This is a genomic window from Sphingomonas sp. PP-F2F-A104-K0414 (assembly GCF_004340945.1).
Classification (GTDB): Bacteria; Pseudomonadota; Alphaproteobacteria; order Sphingomonadales; family Sphingomonadaceae; genus Sphingomonas.
The window spans coordinates 205486-226758 of the sequence record NZ_SLYD01000004.1; the positions used below are offsets into that span (position 1 = coordinate 205486).

The 21273-nt window shown below is 66.6% G+C and carries 20 protein-coding genes and 1 pseudogene; 6 read left to right on the forward strand and 15 right to left on the reverse strand.

Going from position 1 to position 21273, the window contains the following annotated elements; all coding sequences use genetic code 11:
- Positions 1–2: 2 nt before the first annotated feature.
- The 10 genes from murD to C8J46_RS10930 all read right to left on the reverse strand — a co-directional run bounded on the left by murD (position 3) and on the right by C8J46_RS10930 (position 11283).
- Positions 3–1403 carry a UDP-N-acetylmuramoyl-L-alanine--D-glutamate ligase gene (gene murD, locus C8J46_RS10880; RefSeq protein WP_243643327.1) on the reverse strand — a complete coding sequence of 467 codons (1401 nt, stop codon included), beginning with the start codon at positions 1401–1403 and terminating at the stop codon, positions 3–5.
- Positions 1400–2470: a phospho-N-acetylmuramoyl-pentapeptide-transferase gene (mraY, locus tag C8J46_RS10890; RefSeq protein ID WP_056486650.1), complete on the reverse strand. Its 1071-nt coding sequence runs from the start codon at positions 2468–2470 to the stop codon at positions 1400–1402. Before mraY ends, murD begins: the two co-directional genes overlap by 4 nt.
- A complete protein-coding gene (gene murF, locus C8J46_RS10895; RefSeq protein ID WP_132738779.1) occupies positions 2471–3862 on the reverse strand; it encodes a UDP-N-acetylmuramoyl-tripeptide--D-alanyl-D-alanine ligase in 1392 nt (463 codons plus the stop codon).
- A 133-nt stretch (positions 3863–3995) separates the two neighbouring features.
- Positions 3996–5411, reverse strand: a complete 1416-nt coding sequence (locus tag C8J46_RS10900) for a UDP-N-acetylmuramoyl-L-alanyl-D-glutamate--2,6-diaminopimelate ligase (protein WP_132738782.1) — start codon at positions 5409–5411, stop codon at positions 3996–3998.
- Positions 5412–5421: 10 nt separating this feature from the next.
- A complete protein-coding gene (locus tag C8J46_RS10905; protein ID WP_060526690.1) occupies positions 5422–7140 on the reverse strand; it encodes a penicillin-binding protein 2 in 1719 nt (572 codons plus the stop codon).
- Positions 7137–7826 carry a hypothetical protein gene (locus tag C8J46_RS10910; RefSeq protein ID WP_132738785.1) on the reverse strand — a complete coding sequence of 230 codons (690 nt, stop codon included), beginning with the start codon at positions 7824–7826 and terminating at the stop codon, positions 7137–7139. Before C8J46_RS10910 ends, C8J46_RS10905 begins: the two co-directional genes overlap by 4 nt.
- Positions 7823–8773 carry a 16S rRNA (cytosine(1402)-N(4))-methyltransferase RsmH gene (gene rsmH, locus C8J46_RS10915; protein ID WP_132738788.1) on the reverse strand — a complete coding sequence of 317 codons (951 nt, stop codon included), beginning with the start codon at positions 8771–8773 and terminating at the stop codon, positions 7823–7825. The genes C8J46_RS10910 and rsmH overlap by 4 nt, the downstream gene beginning before the upstream one ends.
- Entirely contained in the window at positions 8770–9297 is a 528-nt protein-coding gene (locus C8J46_RS10920; protein ID WP_243643328.1) for a division/cell wall cluster transcriptional repressor MraZ, read from the reverse strand. The genes rsmH and C8J46_RS10920 overlap by 4 nt, the downstream gene beginning before the upstream one ends.
- A gap of 688 nt (positions 9298–9985) precedes the next feature.
- Positions 9986–10225, reverse strand: coding sequence for a hypothetical protein (locus C8J46_RS10925; protein WP_132739559.1), 240 nt, complete (start codon positions 10223–10225; stop codon positions 9986–9988).
- A gap of 89 nt (positions 10226–10314) precedes the next feature.
- Positions 10315–11283, reverse strand: coding sequence for a cysteine synthase A (locus C8J46_RS10930; RefSeq protein ID WP_132738790.1), 969 nt, complete (start codon positions 11281–11283; stop codon positions 10315–10317).
- A 155-nt stretch (positions 11284–11438) separates the two neighbouring features.
- Between C8J46_RS10930 and C8J46_RS20830 the strand changes: the two genes are divergently transcribed.
- The 4 genes from C8J46_RS20830 to aat all read left to right on the forward strand — a co-directional run bounded on the left by C8J46_RS20830 (position 11439) and on the right by aat (position 13662).
- Complete coding sequence (locus C8J46_RS20830; RefSeq protein ID WP_165886524.1) at positions 11439–11609, forward strand: hypothetical protein; 171 nt, start codon at positions 11439–11441, stop codon at positions 11607–11609.
- 122 nt (positions 11610–11731) lie between these two features.
- The gene (locus C8J46_RS10935; protein WP_132738792.1) at positions 11732–12115 is read left to right on the forward strand and encodes a hypothetical protein; all 384 of its coding nucleotides are present in this window, start codon (positions 11732–11734) and stop codon (positions 12113–12115) included.
- A 108-nt stretch (positions 12116–12223) separates the two neighbouring features.
- Positions 12224–12934: a ParA family protein gene (locus tag C8J46_RS10940; RefSeq protein ID WP_132738793.1), complete on the forward strand. Its 711-nt coding sequence runs from the start codon at positions 12224–12226 to the stop codon at positions 12932–12934.
- Positions 12931–13662, forward strand: a complete 732-nt coding sequence (gene aat, locus C8J46_RS10945; protein WP_132738794.1) for a leucyl/phenylalanyl-tRNA--protein transferase — start codon at positions 12931–12933, stop codon at positions 13660–13662. The genes C8J46_RS10940 and aat overlap by 4 nt, the downstream gene beginning before the upstream one ends.
- Here the strand turns inward: aat and C8J46_RS10950 are convergent.
- The 5 genes and pseudogenes from C8J46_RS10950 to C8J46_RS10970 form a co-directional block, all read right to left on the reverse strand.
- Positions 13551–14126, reverse strand: a pseudogene (locus C8J46_RS10950) (DUF2155 domain-containing protein); the annotation flags it as partial. The gene aat and the pseudogene C8J46_RS10950 overlap by 112 nt on opposite strands.
- Positions 14127–14128: 2 nt before the next feature.
- On the reverse strand, positions 14129–14521 hold the full coding sequence (locus tag C8J46_RS10955; protein ID WP_132738795.1) for an NADH:ubiquinone oxidoreductase subunit NDUFA12: 393 nt from the start codon (positions 14519–14521) through the stop codon (positions 14129–14131).
- A gap of 423 nt (positions 14522–14944) precedes the next feature.
- Complete coding sequence (locus tag C8J46_RS10960; RefSeq protein ID WP_243643358.1) at positions 14945–15370, reverse strand: DUF192 domain-containing protein; 426 nt, start codon at positions 15368–15370, stop codon at positions 14945–14947.
- Between the two features lie 68 nt (positions 15371–15438).
- The gene (locus C8J46_RS10965) at positions 15439–16092 is read right to left on the reverse strand and encodes a cold shock protein (RefSeq protein WP_243643329.1); all 654 of its coding nucleotides are present in this window, start codon (positions 16090–16092) and stop codon (positions 15439–15441) included.
- Positions 16093–16185: 93 nt separating this feature from the next.
- The gene (locus tag C8J46_RS10970; RefSeq protein WP_347812380.1) at positions 16186–16878 is read right to left on the reverse strand and encodes a RecX family transcriptional regulator; all 693 of its coding nucleotides are present in this window, start codon (positions 16876–16878) and stop codon (positions 16186–16188) included.
- Positions 16879–16974: 96 nt separating this feature from the next.
- Here C8J46_RS10970 and C8J46_RS10975 point away from each other — a divergent pair, with 96 nt between their 5' ends.
- Positions 16975–18738, forward strand: coding sequence for a fatty acyl-AMP ligase (locus C8J46_RS10975; RefSeq protein ID WP_132738798.1), 1764 nt, complete (start codon positions 16975–16977; stop codon positions 18736–18738).
- 120 nt (positions 18739–18858) lie between these two features.
- Entirely contained in the window at positions 18859–21216 is a 2358-nt protein-coding gene (locus C8J46_RS10980) for an EAL domain-containing protein (protein WP_132738800.1), read from the forward strand.
- Positions 21217–21273 lie beyond the last annotated feature (57 nt).

The window sequence follows — 21273 nt, forward strand, 5'->3', positions numbered from 1 at the left end:
GGTCATGCCAGCGACTCCACCGCAGCGCGGAACGCCGCCCCGCGTGCTTCGTAATCGCGAAACTGGTCGAAGCTAGCACAAGCGGGGGATAACAACACCGTGTCGCCAGGACGCGCGTTGGCGGCGGCGCTGCGGACGGCCGCGTCGAGCGTGCCGACATTCTCGACGGGCATGAAATCTTTCAAAATCTCGGCGAACCTCGGCCCTGCCTCGCCGATCGTGTAGGCGCGGACGACGTGACCGAACGCTGGCTTGCACGCGTCGAGGTCGTCGCCCTTAGCGCGACCGCCGACGATCCAGTGGACCCGGTCGAACGCGGCGAGCGCCGGCGCGGTGCTCTCGGGGTTGGTCGCCTTGCTGTCGTCGACATAGGCGACGCCGCCATAAGACGCGATCTGCTGCATGCGGTGCGGCAGGCCGGTGAAACTGGTGAGGCCACGATCGATATCGACCTCGCTCACGCCCAGCGCCTTCACGACGGCAATCGCGGCGAGCGCGTTCTGCGCGTTGTGCGGCCCCTGGAGCGCGGGCCAATTGCCTTGGAACAGGCATACGCCCGGCGCGATCTTGGTGAGATGCTCGCTCTTCGCCGACAGCCCGCGCGCGATCAGCGCGGACGGCGCATCGCCGATGCCGATGACCGCCTCATGCTCGGCCGACTGCATCGCGAACAGCCGCGCCTTGGAGGCGGCATAGCCTTCGAACCCGTCATAGCGGTCGAGATGATCCGGCGTGATGTTGAGCAGCACCGCGACGTCGCAATCGAGCGTCTGGGTCAGGTCGATCTGGTAGCTCGACAGTTCGAGCACATAGACGCCGCCCTCGGGGAGCGGTTGCTGTTCGAGGATCGGCAGGCCGATGTTGCCGCCCATCAACGTGGGAATGCCGGCGGTCTTGAGGATGTGGTGGACGAGTGCGGTGGTGGTGGACTTGCCGTTGGTGCCGGTGATGCCGACGACCTTGTGCGGGGGGAGGTCGGCTCGGGCCTGCGCGAAGAGTTCGATGTCGCCGATTACGGGGACGCCTGCCGCGCGCGCCGCGGCGGCAAGCGGATGCGTGTTGAGGGGCACACCCGGCGAAACGACGAGCGCGTCGAACTCCGATAGATCCTCCAACGGCGCAACGATCAAATCCTCCCCGGCACGGGGAGGGGGACCGCCAGCCGCAGGCTGGGGGTGGAGGGGGCCATCCGCAAGCGTAACGCCCGGAACAGTCCCCCCCCCACCAGCAGAACTGGTCCCCCTCCCCGTACCGGGGAGGATTGCGTCACGCCGAGCCTCATCCGAATCCCAAGCAACAACGCTCGCCCCACCAGCAACAAGCGCCCGCACCGTCGCAGCTCCCGACCGCGCCAGCCCCAGCACCGCGTAGCGTTTCCCGCGCCAGGCCTTCGCAATAATCACCGCAACTTCAACGTCGAGAGGCCGACCAGCGCCAGCACCAGCGCGATGATCCAGAACCGGATTACCACCGTAGCCTCGGCCCAACCAAGCTGCTCGAAATGGTGATGAATCGGCGCCATCCGGAACACGCGCTTGCCGGTCCGCTTGTAGAAGAACACCTGGATGATCACCGACAGCGCCTCGATCACGAACAGCCCGCCGATGATCCCCAGGACGATCTCGTGATGCGCGACGACCGCGATCGTCCCCAGCGCACCGCCGAGCGCGAGGCTCCCGGTATCGCCCATGAACACCGCCGCCGGCGGCGCATTGAACCACAGGAACGCGAGCCCCGCGCCGACGATCGCCCCGCAGAAAATCGCAAGCTCACCTGCACGCGGCACATGCGGAATGCCGAGGTAATCCGCGAACTTCACGTTCCCGACCAGGTACACGATCACCATGAACGCAACGCTGGCGATGATCACCGGCATCGTCGCCAGCCCGTCGAGCCCATCGGTCAGGTTCACCGCATTGCCGAACGACACGATCGTGAAAGCGGCAAAGACCGGGAAGAACCAGCCCAGATCGAGGTACATGCGCGACGTGAACGGCAGATACAGATGCGGCCCGTTCTGCGACATGATGATCGTCGCGGCGATCCCGGCGATCGCGAACTCGAGCAGCAGCCGCGTCCGCCCGCTGATCCCCGCGGTGCTCGCCTTTCGCACCTTGTCATAGTCGTCGAGGAACCCGATCGTCCCGAAGCCCAGCGTCACGAACACGCACGCCCAGACATACGGATTGCTCAGGTCCATCCACAGGAAGATGGCGAGGCACATCGAGGTCAGGATCATCAGCCCGCCCATCGTCGGCGTCCCGCGCTTCGACAGATGCGACTGCGGGCCGTCGGCGCGGATCGGCTGGCCCTTGCCCTGGCGGACGCGCAGCCAGCCGATGAACTTCGGCCCGATGATCAGGCCGATGATCAAGGCGGTCGCCACCGCGCCGCCGGTCCGCACCGTCTGATACCGGATGAGGTTCAGCAGGCCGGGAAACCCCAGATGCTCGGCGAGCCAGTACAACATTCAGTTAATCCCGCCTTTGAGGCCAGCTTGAAGACCAGCCACGACGCGGGCGAGGCCCACCCCGTTCGATCCCTTGACGAGCACGACATCGCCCGGCGCCAGGATCGTCCGTAACGACGCGAGCGCGGCCGCAGCGTCGCCCACATGGACGGTTTCGATCTGTCCCTCAAGCACCTGCGCTAGCGGCGCCATCGCTTCACCGACAAGCAGCGCCATTTCGACGCGCGCGGCGAGGATGGGTTCGGCGAGGCCGGCGTGATAGTCGTCGGAGCCCTCGCCCAGCTCGCGCATCTCGCCGAGCACCGCGATGTGCCGGCCCGGCTCGTAAGCTAGGACGCTGAGCGTCGCGCGCATCGACGATGGGTTGGCGTTGTAGCTCTCGTCGATCACCAGCGCCTTGCCTTCGCCGACGGTCACTAGCGACCGCGCGCCGCGACCTTGCAGCCCGCCGAGTTCGGCCAGTGCAAGCCCGGCGAGTCCGAGATCGCTCCCGGCCGCCTGCACGCATGCCAGTACGCCGAGCGCATTCGACACCCAGTGCGCGCCGGGCTGCGCGATCGTGAAGCTCAGCTCATGCTCAGCCCCCTGCCCCATCCGCGCAGTGACGAACGTCCCGCCCGTCGGCAGCCGCATCGCCTCGATCGCGCGGACATCGGCACCCTTTTCGCTGCCGAACGTGACGACGTGCGCGGCATGCGGCGCGGCGTGTCCGAGCAGCCGATCGCGATGCGGGCTGTCATAGGGCACGATCGCAGTCCCGTCCGGTTCGAGCCCGGCAAAGATCTCCCCTTTGGCATCGGCAATCGCGCTTTCGTCGGGAAAGAACGCGGTATGCGCAGGCGCGATCGCCGTGATCATCGCAATGTGCGGGCGAACGAGTTGGGTCAGCTCGGCGAGTTCACCGGCATGATTCATCCCCATCTCGAACACCCCGAACTTCGCGTCGCGCGGCATCCGGGCGAGGCTGAGCGGGACGCCGGTGTGGTTGTTGTAGCTCTTGACCGAGCGATGCACCTCGCCGGGCGCCGCGCGGTCGAGGCAGGCGAACAGCGCTTCCTTCGCACTGGTCTTGCCCACGGAGCCGGTGACCCCGATGATCTTCGCACCGCTCCGAGCCCGGCTCGCCCGCCCAAGCGCCTGCAACGCGACAAAACTGTCCGCGACGAGCACGTGCGGGTGGTCGCAGGGTTCGGAGACGATCGCGCCCGCCGCGCCTTGTGCGAAGGCCTGATCGAGGAACAGGTGTCCGTCGCTGGCCTCGCCCTTCATCGCCACGAACAAGTCGCCGGGGCCGACTTCGCGCGAGTCGAACGCGACGCCGCTGACGGAAAAGTCACAAGACCCTACGCCGCCCGTAGCGGCTGCGATCTCGGCCGAAGTCCACAGACTCACTGCCCCCCCTCCCGCGAGCGGGAGGGGGTCGGGGGGTGGGCGCGCGCTGTCGACGAAGCGCAGCGCCTGCCGAACCCGCGAGCCCACCCCCGGCCCCTCCCGCTTGCGGGAGGGGGGAAGAAGATAGCCGCCCTCACGCCGCGCACTCCCGCGCGACGGTTACGTCGTCGAACGGCAGGACCATGTCGCCGACGATCTGGCCTTGCTCGTGGCCCTTGCCGGCGATCAGCACGATGTCCTCCGGCCCAGCCTCCCGCACCGCAGCCGCGATCGCCGCACGCCGATCACCGATTTCCTCAGCCCCGCGCGCGCCCTTCAGGACATCGCAGCGGATCGCCCGCGCGTCCTCGGTCCGGGGGTTGTCGTCGGTGACGATGACGCGGTCGGCGTGCTGCACCGCGACCTGCCCCATAGTCTCGCGCTTGCCCGTGTCGCGGTCGCCGCCGGCACCGAACACGACGATCAGCTTTCCGCCAGCGTGCGGTTTGAGCGCGGCGATTGCTGCTTCGAGGGCGTCGGGGGTGTGCGCGTAGTCGACGTAGACCGGCGCACCCGACTTCGCGATCACCGCGCGTTCGAGCCGCCCACGCACCGGCTGCAACCGCGCGAGATTGGCGATCGTCGCGGCCACGTCGCCGCCGGTGGCGATCACCAGTCCGGCCGATACCAGCGCGTTCGCCGCCTGGTAGGCGCCGATCAGCGGCAACGTGACCTTGTAGGTCTGGCCCTCGGCCTCGATCGTCAGCCCCTGCCCCAGCAGCGTGGGATCGCGGCCCACGAGTCGCAAAGTCTCGCCCTGCGTCCCGACCGTGATCAGCCGGTTGCCGCGTTCTCGGGCTAGATCGATCACGCGTGCCGACTGAGGATCGTCGGCCCAGACCACCGCGGCACCGTCGGTCGAAAGCACTTCGGAGAACAGCCGGATCTTGGCGGTGAAATACGCGGCCATGTCGCCATGATAGTCGAGATGATCGCGGCTGAGATTGGTGAACGCCGCGGCGGTCACCTTCAGACCCTCGGTCCGATACTGCGTCAGCCCGTGGCTCGACGCTTCGAACGCCAGGTGCGTGACGCCTTCGCGCGCGAGCCCCGCCACGTTCGACAGGAACGTCACCACGTCCGGCGTCGTCAGTCCGGTCGTCACCCGCTCGTCGGCGGTGGTCACTCCCAGCGTCCCGATCGAGGCGGCATGAAACCCGGCCATCCGCCACAGCTGGCGCGTCATCTCGACACACGACGTCTTCCCGTTCGTCCCCGTAATCGCCACCGACGTCTCGGGAAACGGCGCGAAGAACTTCGCGGCCAGTTGCGCGAACCGCTCGCGCGGGTTGTCGTCGGCGATGTAGGTGGCGCCCTCGACCGTCAGCCCAGGCCGAGCCACCACCGCGATCGCGCCCGAGCGGATCGCGTCCTCGATATAATCCTCGCCGTTGACGCGCGCGCCTTCGAACGCGCCGAACACCGTGCCCGGCGCGACCTTGCGGTGATCGATCGCGAACCCCGTCACCTGCGCCTCTTCCGTCCCGTCGGTCAGCGCTGCGAGTTTCATGCAATAGTCCTCATTGCCCGGTCGGCTGTGTACGCGACGGGTCCTGCCACAAAGTCGGCAGGATGTCAGACTCGTCGATGTCGCGGTGCGCGTCGGGCACCACGCCCAGGATCGCACCGACGCGCGAGATCGTGCGGCCGACTACCGGCGCGGTATTCCACGCCGCGGTCTTCCACCCGGCGGTTTCCTTCGTGCCGAGCGGCGAATCGAGCATCGCCAGCACGACATAGCGCGGCGCGTCCATCGGGAACGCCGCGGCAAAGGTCGCGACGTTGCGCGAATGATCGTAGCCGCCCGACACGGCCGCCTCGGCCGTCCCGGTCTTGCCACCGACGCGGTAGCCCGGTGCATCGCCCTTGCGACCCGTCCCGCGCTGCACGATCAGCCGCAGCATCTGCCGCATCCGCGCACTCGTCTGCTCGCTGATGACGCGACGACCGGCAACCGCATGCCCCGGCGCGACCTTCAACAACGTCGCCGGCCGCCAGATCCCGCCATTGACCAAAGCCGCATACGCGCTCGCCAGATGCAGCGGGGTCACCGCGATACCGTGCCCGTAGGCGGTGGTCATCGTCGTCGTGCGCGCCCAGTATTTCGGCCACAACGGACGGCCCTTCTCGCGCAGTTCGATATCGGGCTTGGTATCGAAGCCGAGCTTCTTGAACATCGCCTGCATCTTCGCGGGCCCGACCTCGTCGGCCACACGTGCGGTGGCGATGTTCGACGAGTAGATCAGCGTCTCGGCCATATTGAGCCACCGCTTCGGATCGCCGCGCTCGTCATGGATCGTGAAGCGCCCGACCTGGAGCGGGTGCGTCGCGTCGAAGCGCCGCGCGAACGATGTGACGACACCCGTGTCCATCGCGGTCGCCATCGTGATCGGCTTGAACGTCGAGCCAAGCTCGAACACGCTCTGCGTCGTGATGTTGCGGAGCTGTTCGCTGCCCGACATGCCGACGCGATTGGGGTTGAAGGTCGGCAGCGAGACCATCGCGATCACCTCGCCGGTCGCCACATCGAGGACGATACCGCCAGCCCCTCGCGCGGAGAACGTGGTCATCGCGCGGCCGAGTTCGCTCTCCATCGCCGCCTGGACGCGGTTGTCGAGCGACAGCGCAACCGGCGTGCCGTTCAGCGCAGGATTGGTCAGCCGCTCGTCGAGCACGCGCTCCATCCCGCTCATGCCGTGGCCCGCCGTCGACAGAAAGCCCAGCGCATGCGCCGCCATCGTCGATTGCGGGTACAGTCGCTGCGTATCGCGGTCGAACACGATCGCCGGCTCGCCAATCGCATTGACCTGCTCGACCAGCGCCGGCGACGCGCGCCGCTGGAGATAGATGAAGCTCTTGCCCGACGTCAGCAGCGCATAGTAATGCGCCTGGTCGCCCGCCTCGGGCATCAGCGCGGCTAGCTTGCTGGCGATCTCGGTCGGATCGCCGATCAGCTTTTTCGGGTGCACCGCGATCGTCCACGCATCGATCGTCCGCGCGAGCGGCGCGCCGTTACGATCGACGATGTCGCCCCGCGCCGCGATCGCCGCCGAGCGCGCCTGCGGATCGGCGAGCGACGCCTGCACCGCCAGCATCCCGAGCCGCCCGACCACCACCAGCACCGCTGCTCCGAACAGGAACATCAGCATCATCAGGCGCGTGTGCGCCGTCGCCACCAGTGCATGACGCTGGTTGGCGCTACGTTGCTGCGAGACGGGCCGGGCGACCAAGGCGGTCACCGCCGCTTACGGCTCTCGGAGCGGGCGCCGCTCATGATGTCACCCAGCGTCGTGTCGGACAGCAGCTTCCGGTCGAGCATCGCCACTGCCTGCGGCCGGACCTTGGCCACTGCTGCGAGGCGTTCGGTCTTGGCAGCGCGGACGAGTGCGGCCTCGGCGGAGCGCGGCGTCGACACCGACGCGCGGATCACGACCGGCTTCAGCGCAGTCTTCGACGCAGCCTGGATCGCGACGTTCATCGCGCGCGGTGCGCTAACCTGCGCCATCTGCACCGGAGCAAGCTTCACCACGGCAGGAGCAGCGGTAACCGGGACGATCGACGTGGAGACGACCGACCCCGCCCCCGACGGCACGAGCAGCGCGGCGGTCTGGATCCCGTCCGCGCGCAGGCTGTTGACGTCTAGCGCCGCGAGCGCGGCCTCGCTCACGACGAACTGGCCCGCGGTCGGTGCCGACAGCGCCAGCGTGTCGCCGTTCCAGCGCTCGAGCTGGGCCAGATTGCCCCGCGTGTCGAACTCGGTTTCTAGCGCGCGGATATCGCGCTGCGCGGAGCGGATCTGACCATTGACCGCCTCCAGCTTCTTGCGCTCGGCGGCGACCTGCAGCGACACAAGGTAGAAACCGAGCACGACGGCCACGCAGCCCCCGAACCAGCCCACACCCTTCATCCGATACGCCGCCGTCATGTCGTCACCTCTTCCGTCCAGGGTTGCGCGGAGGTCCGCCGCGCCGTCCGTAATGTCGCCGAGCGCGCGCGCGGGTTGCGTGCGACCTCGGACTCGCCGGCGCGGACACCGCGGCCGACATGAGAAAAACTAGGTTCCGCAACGGCTTTCACCTGCGGAAGATGACGAGAACCTGAAGGCGAGCCACCGGAACGGGTGCGCAGGAAGCGCTTCACCATCCGGTCCTCGAGGCTGTGGAACGTCACGATCGCAAGCCGACCACCGGGCTTCAGCACGCGTTCTGCCGCGAGCAATCCGTCGGCCAGCTCGCCCAGTTCACGGTTCACGTGGATCCGGATCGCCTGGAACGCGCGCGTCGCGGGGTCCTTCTTGTCGTGCGCCTTGTAGCCGAGCGCGCGGCGGACGATGTGCGCCAGCTCGCCGGTCCGCGTCAGCGGGCGCGCCGCGACGATCGCGCGCGCGACACGCCGCGACTTGGGCTCGTCGCCATATTGATACAGCACGTCGGCGATCTCGTTCTCGTCCGCCTCGTTGACGAAATCCGCCGCCGACATGCCGGCCTGCGCCATCCGCATGTCGAGCGGGCCGTCCGACTGGAACGAGAAGCCGCGCTTGGCCTGGTCGAGCTGCATCGACGACACGCCGATATCGAGCGTGACGCCGTCCACCGGCGCGAGGCCACGCGATTCGAGTTCGGACGCCATCGCCGAAAAATCCGCAGCGATCAGCGTAAGACCTTCTTCGGCTTCTTCCATCGCGCGACCATTGGCGATCGCGTCTGGATCGCGATCGAACGCGACGATCCGCGCGCCCGACTTGAGCAACGCCAGCGTGTAGCCGCCCGCACCGAACGTGCCGTCGACCATCGTCTCGCCGGGCTCCGGGGAAAGCGCGGCCAGGACTTCGTCGAGCAGGACGGGGATATGCGGAGCGTCAGGCGAGCTCATAACTGAACCCCCTTTTCGGCCATGTAGAAGCGCGCCATCTCCTTGACGACGGGGGGCATTCCGTCGGTGGCGATCAGCGTCGCGGGGTCCCAGATCTCGATGTAATCGAGCACGCCGTAGAAGAACGCATGCCCCTTGATGCCCGCATAGAAGCGCGGGAACGCGGGCATGATGAAGCGCCCGGAGCCGTCGAACGGCACCGCTTCGCCGGACGCGGCGGCGCGCTTGATGTTGTAGTCGTACTCGCCGTTCTCGGACGTGTTCTCGGATTCGCGGCGATCGAGGCGCTCGGCGAGAATGTCGACGTAACCGGGATCATACGCGACCAGGCAGCGATTCTTCTGATGCGCGCCGATGATGATGGTCCCGCCGTCCTTGCCGTTCGCCTTTGGTGCATTTGCCGAGAGCATCGTGCGGAGTGCCGAGGGGATGGCTACCCGGCCCTTGTCGTCGACAAGGCCGATACCGTCTCCTTGATAGCGACCCCGTACCGACACGCCAAAACCCTTCGAACTGGCGCGCACGCTTCACCGCTTCGAAAGACAGCCATCGCTACCTTTCGACCGCGTTTTCAGCGAACGATGAAAATGCCCCTGTATTAACCTCCATCTACCATAGCGCTTCGGGGACGCAACGGGATTTTTGGGGATTGTAGGGATTTGCGACGAGTTTCGCGCGTCGCTTTGGAGGGAATTCTGCGCAGATCGGATTCCATCGGCGTGGTGGTGGCGATCTGAGCGGGGGATTTTCGGGGATAGGGCTATATCTGTGCGTGCAAGCCAGCGTATCCCGCCACCCAGGCCCGCCCTCACCCAGCCACCATCACCCAAAAATCCGTCACCCCAGCGAAAGCTGGGGTCTCCTCGCAAGGCGTGCGTCATCTGCCCCGCGGGAGACCCCAGCTTTCGCTGGGGTAACGAGCTAGGCCTAGGTGACGAGCCGGGCTGCGACGTCACCTGGCCATCACTTACTTAGCCAGGTCTCACCCAGCCATGGCCTCACCCATCCATCCGTCACCCAACCACCCGTCACCCCAGCGAAAGCTGGGGTCTCATCGTAAGGCGTGCGTCATCTGCCCCACGGGAGACCCCAGCTTTCGCTGGGGTGACGAGCTAGGTCGAGGTGACGAGCCGAGCCAGGTCGAGGCGACGGGCCAAATCGATCGCGAAGCCCGTCAAACCGAAGTTGCGGTCACAAAACCAAGGCCAAACCCTATGGCGCAGGCGCCTGTGCGTTCGCGCTCGGGGCCACGCCCATCTCGGCCAGTGGCTCCCCCGCGCTCTTCGTGTCGATCACGTTCGAGACCGCCATGTTGGCGACCACGTCCGCTTGCGCCGTCCCGGCGGTCGCGACCGGACGCTCGCGACTGGCCGATCCGATGATCGCACTCGCAAGGCCGATCAACAGCACGACCGCGGCGAGGCCGATCATCCCGACCTTGATGCGCTGCATGCTCTGCGAGGGTTCATGGTTTAGCTTCATCTTGCCGCGCCAGGATACCCGACCACCGCGCCGCTGTCGATTCCCGCGCGTGCCGTCGCTCATCCGAGCCCCTTCGCTTCACGCCACGCCGGGTCGTACAAGGTCGACAGGTAGCGGAATCCGGTGTCGCACAGAATCGTCGCGATCCGCTTGCCTGGTCCCAGATGCCGCGCCAGCGCCACCGCGCCCGCGACGTTGATCCCCGACGACAGCCCGAGGCACAGCCCCTCCTCGTCGAGCAGACGGCGGACCCAGGCATAGCCCTCCTGATCCGAAATCCGGAACTGCGTGTCGATCGGCGCGCCCTCGAGATTGGCGGTGATACGCCCCTGCCCGATTCCTTCGGCGACCGACGATCCCTCGGACTTCAGTTCGCCGTGCGCATAATAGTTATAGAGCGCCGCGCCGTGCGGGTCGGTCAGCGCAATGCAGACATTCTCGTCCTTCGCCTTCAACCCGAGCCCGACCCCGGCGATCGTCCCGCCGGTTCCTGCGGCGCAGGTGAAGCCGTCGACCCGGCCCTCCATCTGTGCCCAGATTTCCTCCGCGGTGCCGACGATATGCGCGCGGCGATTGGCGGTGTTGTCGAACTGGTTCGCCCACACCGCACCCGGCGTCTCCTCGGCGATCCGCCGCGAGGTGTGGACGAAATGGCACGGCGAGGAGAAGGCCGCGGCCGGGACCAGCACGAGTTCGGCGTTCAACGCGCGCAACGTGTCCATCTTCTCGCGGCTCTGCGTCTCGGGCATGACGATGATCGTCTTGTAGCCCTTCGCATTGGCGACCAGCGCGAGGCCGATCCCGGTATTGCCCGCCGTCCCCTCGACGATCGTGCCGCCGGGCTGGAGCAAGCCGCGCTGCTCGGCGTCCTCGACGATGAACAGCGCCGCGCGATCCTTCACCGACGCGCCGGGATTGGCGTATTCGCACTTGCCGAAGATGTCGCAGCCGGTGGCGTCGCTGGGTCCCTTCAGCCGGACGAGCGGGGTGTTGCCGATAAGGGCGAGTGTGTCGGGTGTCGTTTGCATGGAGCATATGTGGCGCCCCCAGCGACACCGGGCAAGCGAGCGAAACTTTGTCGTATCAAACCGCCAACCGCATGAACCCATCGACCGCCGAATTTAGGTCTCCCGCTTGATCTATGTTACATCGACGACTCATCTCTGGGCGGAGGCAAAGCATCGTGGAACCGTATTTGAACGTCCGCGCGCTTCTCGACGAAGCGCTGCGCCTCCTCGACGGACTTGGCGAGACGTTGATTGCCGCGCATCTGATGACGCCGATCGCGGTGCTCGACGACCGGATCGATTCGCTTGGCGACACGCCGGATTTCGTGCCGCCCCATATCCGGTGACGCCGCCGTCGCGAAAACGCCACGGCTCGTCGTCAGGCAAAATCGGCGCGGCGAACGTCTGGGCGAACGAAAGGCCATAAGCCTTGACGCTCCATGCTGCATGCGCGAAGCGAGGTTCCGCTATGAAAATCCTTCCCCTCTCCGCCGTCGCCGCGCTGCTCGTGCTGGCCGCCTGCAACTCCAAGCCCGCTACGCCCGAGGTGCTGGACAGCAATCCCGATCCGATGGCCAACACGCTCGCCAACGCCGCACCGGTCGAGCTGCCGCCAGCGATCAAGTCCGAGGCGACGCTGCGCTGCAAGGACAACAGCCTGCTCTACGTGACGTTCTTCCAGGGCGACAAGCAGGCGGTGGTGCGCACCAAGAAGGACGGCACCCCGACGACGCTGAAGTCGGATGTCGCCGGTGCGCCGAAGACCGCCGAGGGCGGCTGGTCGATGACCGGCACCGAGACCAACGTCACGCTGACCGCGCCGGGCAAGTCGGCTCAGATCTGCCACGCGTAAGTCTTTGGCGTTTGTTCGTTCTGAAACGGCCGGCGGATCATCCGCCGGCCGTTTTTCTTTGTGCCGCGCACTCTTGCCCTCGTCGCCGCGGACCGGCACGCTGCCACGATGGCAACAGTTGCGATCTACAGCCTCAAGGGTGGCGTCGGGAAGACGACGCTTTCGGTGAACCTGGCGTGGTGCGCCGCGACCTTGTCCGCACGCCGCACGCTGCTGTGGGACCTCGACCCGCAGGCCGCCTCGACCTGGGTGCTCGGCGGTGCGGGCAAAGTCGATCAGGCGCAGGCGATGTTCTCGAAGGACGTGCCGGTCGCCAAACAGGCGCGGCCGACCGCCTACCGCCACCTCGACCTGATCGCCGCGGACGCGTCGCTACGCGGGCTCGACCAGTTGTTCCACGATCTCGACAAGAAGAAGCGGCTCGCGAAGTTGCTCGCCGACCTGAAGACCTATGACCGCGTGATCCTCGACTGCCCGCCCGGCCTGACCGAGACCGCGGACCAGGTGATGCGCGCCGCCGACCTGATCGTCATCCCGGTGATCCCGTCCCCGCTCTCGACCCGCGCCTATGAGGCGGTGGTCGACCATCTCGGCGGCCGGACGGCGTTGCTCCCGGTCCACGTCATGGTCGACAAGCGCCGCGCACTGCATGCCGAGGCGCTCGACCGCCATTCCGACTGGCCGGTCATCCCGATGGCGAGCGGGATCGAGTCGATGGCGGTCAAACGTGCGCCGGTCGGCGTCTTCGCCCCGAAGTCGGCCGCGGCGCAGGCGTTTGCGGATCTCTGGCGCCGGATCGAACACCGGCTGAGCGCATGAGCGACGTTTTAGACCCACAGCTCGTCCTCGGCGCCTATTCGGTCGGCGTATTCCCGATGGCGGACAGCCGCGACGCCGCCAGCGTCTACTGGGTCGAGCCCCGCCGCCGCGCCGTCCTCCCGCTCGACGGCTTCCAGCTCTCGCGCTCGCTTAAGAAAACGATCGTCGCCGACCGTTTCCAGGTCACCGTCGACACCGCCTTCGAGCGCGTCGTGCAACTGTGCGCCGAGAGCGTCGAGGGCCGTCCCGAGACGTGGATCAACGACGGCATCGAACGCGTCTTCCAGACGCTGCACGCGATGGGGTTCGCGCATTCGGTCGAATGCTGGGACGGCGGCAAGCTGGTCGGTGGGCTCTACGGCCTGTCGCTCGGTCGCGCATTCTTCGGCGAAAGCATGGTCAGCCGCGCGACCGACGCGTCGAAAGTCGCGCTCGCACACCTCGTCGCCCGGTTACGCGCGGGCGGGTTCACGCTGCTCGATTGCCAGTTCCAGACCTCGCATCTCGCCTCGCTCGGCGCGATCGAGATCGACCGCGCGGATTACGTGGCGTTGCTGGGCGTGGCGCTCGACGGTGCGCTCAAGCCGTCGTCCGCCGCCGGGGTCTCGGCGGCTGCGGGCGATTTCCGCGCGCTCGATCGCTTGGCGGGCAAGGCTTCGGCAGGCGGCGCGGTATCGGGGCCGGTCGCCGGGAAGGTCATCGCACAGCTCTTGGTCCAGACGTCGTAGATCGGATGCTGCACCGCGTTCAGCGCGGGGCGTTCCTTGTACAGCCAACCCGAGAACGTCCTACGCCAATGTGCGTCGACGCCGCGCACTAGTACCTGGACGAACGCGCCGGTCAGCTGCTCCTGCTCCCACGGCGCGGTCTGCTCGCACGCGCGGAGCCGCAGCACGACATCGCCCATCCGAGTCGCCTGCCCGGGCCTCAGCGTCACTTCGCGGGTTTCGCCGTTACGCTTGTTGAGCAGGCCGAGCACCGCGACCCGCTGCGCCATCGGCGTGCCGCCATTGGCGATCGCGGCGGCGCCGGTATCGATAGTCTCGATCGAGGAATTGCCGGCATCATCGGGGCCGGGCAGGTCCTGCTGGACCGCGACAACAGGGGTCGCAGGCTTGGTTAGCGCGCGGTATCCGAACCAGCCGCCCACCGCCAACGCCACGACCAACACGGCCGCGGCGAGCCAGCGCATGATCACCCTTCGGGCGTCCAGGCTTCGTAATCGCCCGTCGCGGCGGCACGCTTGCCGCCCTTTTCAAGCGCACCCGATGGCCGATAGGCAAGCGCGGTGCCGGTCATGTTCGGCACGGCCGGCTTCTGCCAGGCGCGGATCGGCGGCAGCGCGCGATCGGGCACATCGTCGACCTGGTGATGCAGCCAGCTGAACCACGCCGGCGGCACGCGGCTCGCGTCGGTCGCGCCCTGATAGATCACCCAGCGACGCGGGTTGCCCGCGGTGTCCTTGCCGCCCTGGTAATAGACGTTGCCAAGCGCGTCCTCACCCATCTTCGCCATGCTGCGCAGGCCGAATTTGGTGCCGAGGGTGGCGCCGTTCCACCACGTGAATGTCGATGCGAGAAAGCCCATGACGGGCGCTTAACCCGAGTGGGGGCGGGCTTCAACCTCGATCGTTGAGAGAAGGCGTCGCGACGACCCGCCCCCCCCCTGCCAGGAGGATGATGGAGGTTCACCATTGTGATCAGCCGCCTTGCCGACAGCGGTTTCCACTTCTTGTTCTCCCGCGAAGGCGGGAGCCCAGTCTGGGTCCCCGCCTTCGCGGGGAAACAGTCTCTTTTACTTGGACCCGCAACTTTTACAGGACGCTTCAAGCAAGGCCGCCACCCCGGCGGAGGCCGGGGCCCAGGTGGAAAGGTTGCGGTAACGGAGCGTATCGTCAGTTGGCGACGTCCCCCAACTGGACCCCGGCCTTCGCCGGGGCGGTGTAATTGCTTCGACGATATCGCGTGGTGAGACGAGATTGTTAGGGCACGTACGACACACAATGCGCGCCTACTTCGCCTTGTCCCACGTCACCAGATCCCCCTCGGCGATCCCCAGTTCCGCAGCCCGGCCGCCCATCAATTCCAGCACCGCCCCGACCGGCTCTCCCGACGGAATCGGCGTTTCCGAGAACGGCACCGTATTCTCGGCGATCCGCGCGATCGTGCCGTCGGCGCGGATGTAGATGATATCCAGCGAACTCGGCGTATTCTTCATCCAGAAGTTCGCGACCACAGGCGCGCCACCGGCCGGCGGATAGGGCCAGAACAGCATGCCGCCGTTGGGCTTCAGGTCGGTACGGAACATCAGCCCCCGCGCCTGCGCGTCGAGCGTCTTCGCGCTCTCGACCGTGAACGCATGCGTCCCGTTCGTGCTCTTGATCGTGAGCGCGAGCGTGCCGTCCTTGGTCACCTCGGTATCAGCGCCACTATTCATATACGCGACACCCCCGGCGCCGGCGCCCAGCGTCAGCACCGCCGCCAACGCGGCCTTGGCAACGAAACTCATCCCAGATCCTTTTCGACCGCAACGGCCAGCGGCCCCTTGCGCCCGTCGACGACGCGCGCGCGCAGCGGTTGATCGGGTTCGACCGATTCGATTCCCGCGCGGCGCAGCGTTTCCATATGCACGAAGATATCGCTGCCATCGGCGCCGCGTATCAGAAAACCATAGCCCTTCAAACGGTTGAACCATTTGACGGAGGCCGCTTCAAACGGTCCGGCGGCGTCGATCATCGCGATCGGATCGATCCGGTCGGGTGACGACGGCGCACGGACCGACTCCTCGACCGCGTTGGTCATGTCGATCGAGACGATTTCGCGCGCCTGGAACCCGCGTCCGCGTTGCACCGACAATGTCTCGACTCGCGCGCCTTCGGGAAGGCTGCGGCGGCCATGCGGTTGCAGGACGGAGAAATGCACCAGAATATCGCCGACGGTCTCGTCGTCCGCGACCGCGAACCCGAAGCCGCGAGTCACGTCGAACCATTTGATGACCCCGCCGATGGCACGGGCCTCCGGCACGACACCGCCGACGATCACGGCACTCACGCGCTCCCCGCCCCCCACGAGGCCGCCGCCCACAAGACCACCGGTCGCGAGCCCACCGCCCGCAAGCGTCGTCGTTCCCGCCTCCACTGGCCCCATTTCTACCGGCATGTCAGCACCTGCTGCGTGTCGTTACGCATTGTTACACCCCTGAGCGCCTTGCTAGCACGGTTCGTCGCAGCCGCAATGAATCCGTTGTGGTGTTCACTCGAAATCGAGCAACTCGGGGGTGTCGGACGGCGGTGCAGCAACAATTTTGCGTGCGAGATCGAACCTGTGCCCCGCGCGTAGCATACCCGCGAGCTGCTTTTCGTGCAGCTTCCGGTCGCCCTCGCCGCTGCCATACGGTCCGATTCGTTTGCGCCGTGCATAAGCCAATGCCGATTCGACTGCGCGGTCCGCGATCGCCGGCGCCACCGACTCCGCGTCGCCTTCGTCGATGCCGGCCTCGCGGAATGCGCCCGCAACCCGCCGTGCTCCCAAGCCACGACGCTGCATCGCAGCAGCCCGTTGTTCGGCGAAGGCGCGGTCATCGACATAGCCGAGATCGGCCATCCGCTGTGCAAGGTCGCCAGGCTCCGCAAGTGCCGCACCGTCGCCCCCGTCCCAACCGCGCTCGCGGATTTTCCGCATCAGGTAATCGGTGAGCCGCCCCCGCGTCGTCGCGAATCGCTCGACATAGCGCAGCGCCATCTGTTCGAGCGCCGCCGCATCGAGCGGTTTCGGCGCGGGACGCTCGCGGGATCGCTCCTTGCTGCCGCCTTTCCCGCCTTTGCCCCAGCTCTTGGCGCCACGCCGCTTCGTGCCGCCGCCATCGCCGAATGCGTCGTTTTCCCGGTCGCCGGCATCCAGCGACGAGGGAAACGCGTTGCTTTCGCTGTGGCTATCATCGGTCACGCCATCATTGTGCCACACTGGCACCCGAAGTTGAACGGCTAGACTGAAGATAGGTGTGGTGTGCGAGCACCGCGACCAACCAAGGCAGGAACTGCGATGACGACCGACACGGCCAACAAGGGCGGCACGACCGTAGCGACGATCGTTGCGACGCCGACCCAAGACGCCCTGCCGCGCCGCTTCGCCGATTTCGGCACGTTGGGCGAAGCACTCGATTACGCGGCAAGCGGTAACCGCGGGCTTAATTTTCACGACGCACGCGGGACATTGTCGCAGCCCTACCCGTATTCGCAACTTCGTACCGATGCCCTCGCGATGGCCGATCGCCTGATCGCCGCCGGCGTCGCCCCCGCCGACCGTATCGCGCTCGTCGCCGAGACCGGCCCCGAGTTCGCCGCGCTGTTCTTCGGCGTCGTCTATGCCGGCGCATGGCCCGTGCCGCTGCCGCTGCCGACCTCGTTCGGCGGGCGTGATTCGTACATCGAGCAGCTTCGCGTCCAGCTTGCGAGCTGCGATCCGAAGATGCTGATCTTCCCGCCCGAACTGGCGCAGATGGCCGGCGAGGCCGCGCGCCTGTCGGGTACCGTCGGGATCGACTGGTCCGAGTTCGCCGTGCGCGAGGCACCGGTCGCGACGCTGCCCGAGGCCAAGCCCGACGACATCGCCTATCTGCAATATTCGAGCGGCTCGACGCGCTTCCCGCACGGCGTTGTCATCACGCACGCCGCGCTGCTCAACAACCTCGCCGCGCATAGCCACGGCATGGAAGTCTGCGACACCGATCGCTGCGTTTCCTGGCTGCCCTGGTATCACGACATGGGGCTGGTCGGTTGCTTCCTGTCGCCGATCGCCAACCAGGTCTCGACCGACTATCTCAAGACCGAGGATTTCGCGCGCCGCCCGCTCGCCTGGCTCGATCTCATCAGCCGCAACGAAGGCACGACGCTCAGCTATTCGCCGACCTTCGGCTACGATATCTGCGCGCGCCGCATGTCGTCGCAGACCAAGGCGAGCGAGCGCTTCGACCTGTCGCGCTGGCGTGTTGCGGGCAATGGCGCCGACATGATCCGTCCCGACGTGATGCAGTCGTTCGTCGACGCGTTCGCCGATGCAGGCTTCAAGGCGAATGCGTTCCTGCCGAGCTATGGTCTCGCCGAGGCGACGCTCGCGGTGTCGTTGATGCCGCCGGGCGAAGGCATCCGCGTCGAACTGGTCGAGGAAACGCAGCTCTCCGGCGGCTCGCGCGGCGGTGATCGTCCTCAGCGCTACCGCGCGATCGTCAACTGCGGCAAGCCGGTCCGCGACATGAAAATCGAGATCCGCGAGGAGGACGGCACGCCGCTCCCCGATCGCGCGATCGGCAAGGTGTGGTGCAGCGGCAAGTCGGTGATGGTCGGCTATTTCCGCGACGACGCCGCGACCGAGGCGTGCATGGCGGATGGTTGGCTCGATACCGGCGACATGGGCTATATGTCGGACGGCTACATCTACATCGTCGGCCGCGCCAAGGACATGATCATCGTCAACGGCAAGAACCACTGGCCGCAGGATATCGAATGGGCGGTGGAACAGCTTCCCGGCTTCAAGGCCGGCGACATCGCCGCATTCGCGATCACGACGCCCGGCGGCGAGGAAACGCCCGCGGTGCTGGTGCAATGCCGCAGCTCGGACGAGGCTGAACGCCTGCGCCTGCGCGACGAGATCCGCGAGCGCGTCCGCTCGGTGACGGGCATGAACTGCCTGATAGAACTGATCCCGCCACGTACTTTGCCGCGCACGTCGTCGGGCAAGCTCAGCCGTGCCAAGGCGCGCAACCTGTATCTCAGCGGTGATATCAAACCGTATGATATTGCCGCCTGACAGGCCGACCGCGCTAAAAATGATCGTGTTCTGGTTAGATTTGACCAAAACGACAGCAATTAGATCCAGTTTGGTGTGATGCATACGTTCCGCTAACTAACGCGTGGGTATGCCATTGGCGTGACCAAGACCCCGCCTTCCGCGTCGAGCCGCATCGTCGTCGACCTCGCCACGCTATTGGCGATCCGCGAAGGCGGCGATCCGGTCGTCTGGGGCCGGATCCGCGCGGCGCAATTGTTCGCCGGGCGGCGCGTGGCGCTGTTCCTGCTCACCAGCAACATCGTCGCGATGCTGGCGATCGCGTTCCTGCTGCGAGGCGTCGTGCCGCATTGGCAGATCGCGGCGTGGGCGGCGCTGGTCGCCGCTGCGGCGGTGTGGGTGGGGTTTCGCCGGCTCGCCACCGATCATCGCGGCGACGGCTATGCGAGCCTGCGCCAGCTTCGTCACACGATCTGGGACGGCTTCGTTCTTGCGCTCGTCTGGTCTGCGGTGCCGGTCTTCTTCTGTACGCATGCACCGACCGGGACGACCGCGGGGCTGGGTCTCACGCTTGCGGTGCTGATGGCGGCGGCGGCCCTGGCGATGGCGCCGCTCGCACCCGCGACGCTCGTATTCCTGGGTTATCTTGGTGTGGCAATGGCCATCCAACTCGCCTTCGCCAGCAGTTTCGCCGCCGCGCTCGGCCTATTGCTGTTCACCGGGTTGCTGATGGTGGCGTGCATCCATCGCGCGCGCGCGCTGATCATGCTCCGCGCGAGCGAGATCGTTCTAGACGATCGCAACGAGACGGTCAGTCTGTTGCTCGGCGAGTTCGACGGCACCGGCGCCGACTGGCTCTGGGAAACCGACGCGACCCGCCGCGTCGTCAAGGCCAGCCCGCGGTTCGCCTTTGCGTGCGGCCTTGATCCGGCCACTATCAATGGCCTGCCGCTATTGCAGCTGCTGGCCGGCCCGAGCTGGGAAACCGGCGAGTTCGATACTGCATTGCGCATTCTGGCTGAGCGGCTGAAACGGCGGGAAAGCTTCCGCGATGTGCGCCTTCCCGTCCAGATTGGCGGGGAGGATCGCTGGTGGAGCATGGCCGCGTCGCCACGTTTCGACGATCACGGCGAGTTCTACGGCTTTCGCGGCGTGGGCTCCGATGTGACCGAACAGCGTGCGTCGGCGGACAAGATCAACCGGATGGCGCGCTTCGACACCCTGACCGGCCTGCCGAATCGACTGATGGTGAATGAGACGCTCGTGAAGGCGATGGCGGATGCCGATCGATGGGGCGGGCGCTACGCGTTCATGATGCTCGATCTCGATCGCTTCAAAGCGGTCAACGATACGCTTGGCCACCCGATCGGCGATCGACTGCTTGGCCGTGTGTCGGAGCGGATCCACGCGCTGATGGGCGTCAACGAGACCTGCGGACGCCTGGGCGGGGACGAATTCGCGGTGGTGGTCCGCGACGCGAGCGACGCCGCCGCGGTCGAGCGGCTTGCCGAGCGGATCATCGCCTCGCTGTCGCGTCCCTATGAGATCGACGCCCATACACTCCATATCGGTGCCAGCATCGGCCTTGCGATAGGTCCGCGTGACGGCCGCACTGCCGACATGCTGATCCGTTCGGCCGACCTCGCACTCTATCGCGCCAAGGACGCCGGACGCGGCGTGTTCCGCCGGTACGAACCGGAACTCCACGTTCAGGCGGAAGAGCGGCGGATACTCGAAATGGCTTTGCGCGACGCCATCGAGAAGGGCGAGATGCACCTGGTCTACCAGCCGATCGTCGAGACCGACAGCGCGCTGCCCTGCGGTTTCGAGGCGTTGCTGCGCTGGACCAGCGCCGAATTCGGCTGCGTATCGCCGGCCAAGTTCATTCCACTTGCCGAGGAAACCCGGCTGATCGGTCCAATCGGCGCCTGGGTAGTCAGGACCGCCTGCGAAGAAGCCGCGCTCTGGCCTTCGGACATGCGGATCGCGGTCAACGTGTCTGCAGACCAACTCCGCAATCCGAGTTTCGTGACCACGATCGCGTCGGCGCTCGCGAGCACGGGCGTATCACCCGAACGGCTCGAGCTCGAAGTGACCGAAGGCGTCTTCATGCATGAAGGCCTTGGTGCGACGCAGATTCTCGATCGTGTGGCCGAACTCGGTGTTCGCCTCAGCCTCGACGATTTCGGCACAGGTCATTCCTCGCTCGGCTATCTCAGCCGCACGCGCTTTTCCTCGCTCAAGATCGATCGCAATTTCGTTCGCGACGCGGCTTGCGGCGTGCGCGAGGCCGTGGCGATCGTCCGCGCCGGGATCGCCCTTGCGACGAGCCTCGGCATGGCCACCACGGCCGAGGGTATCGAGACCGAAGCCGAACTCAGAGCCCTACGCGATCTCGGCTGTAGCAATGCGCAAGGGTTCTACTTCGGGCGGCCGATGTCCGCCGAGGACGCTCGCTCGCTCGCCAACCGCGGTTGGAAAGACGCGGTCGCCGCCTGATCGCTACCTGGCTAGCGGACGATAGCAGGCCCGGCGTGCGCCAGGCCCACCTGCTGG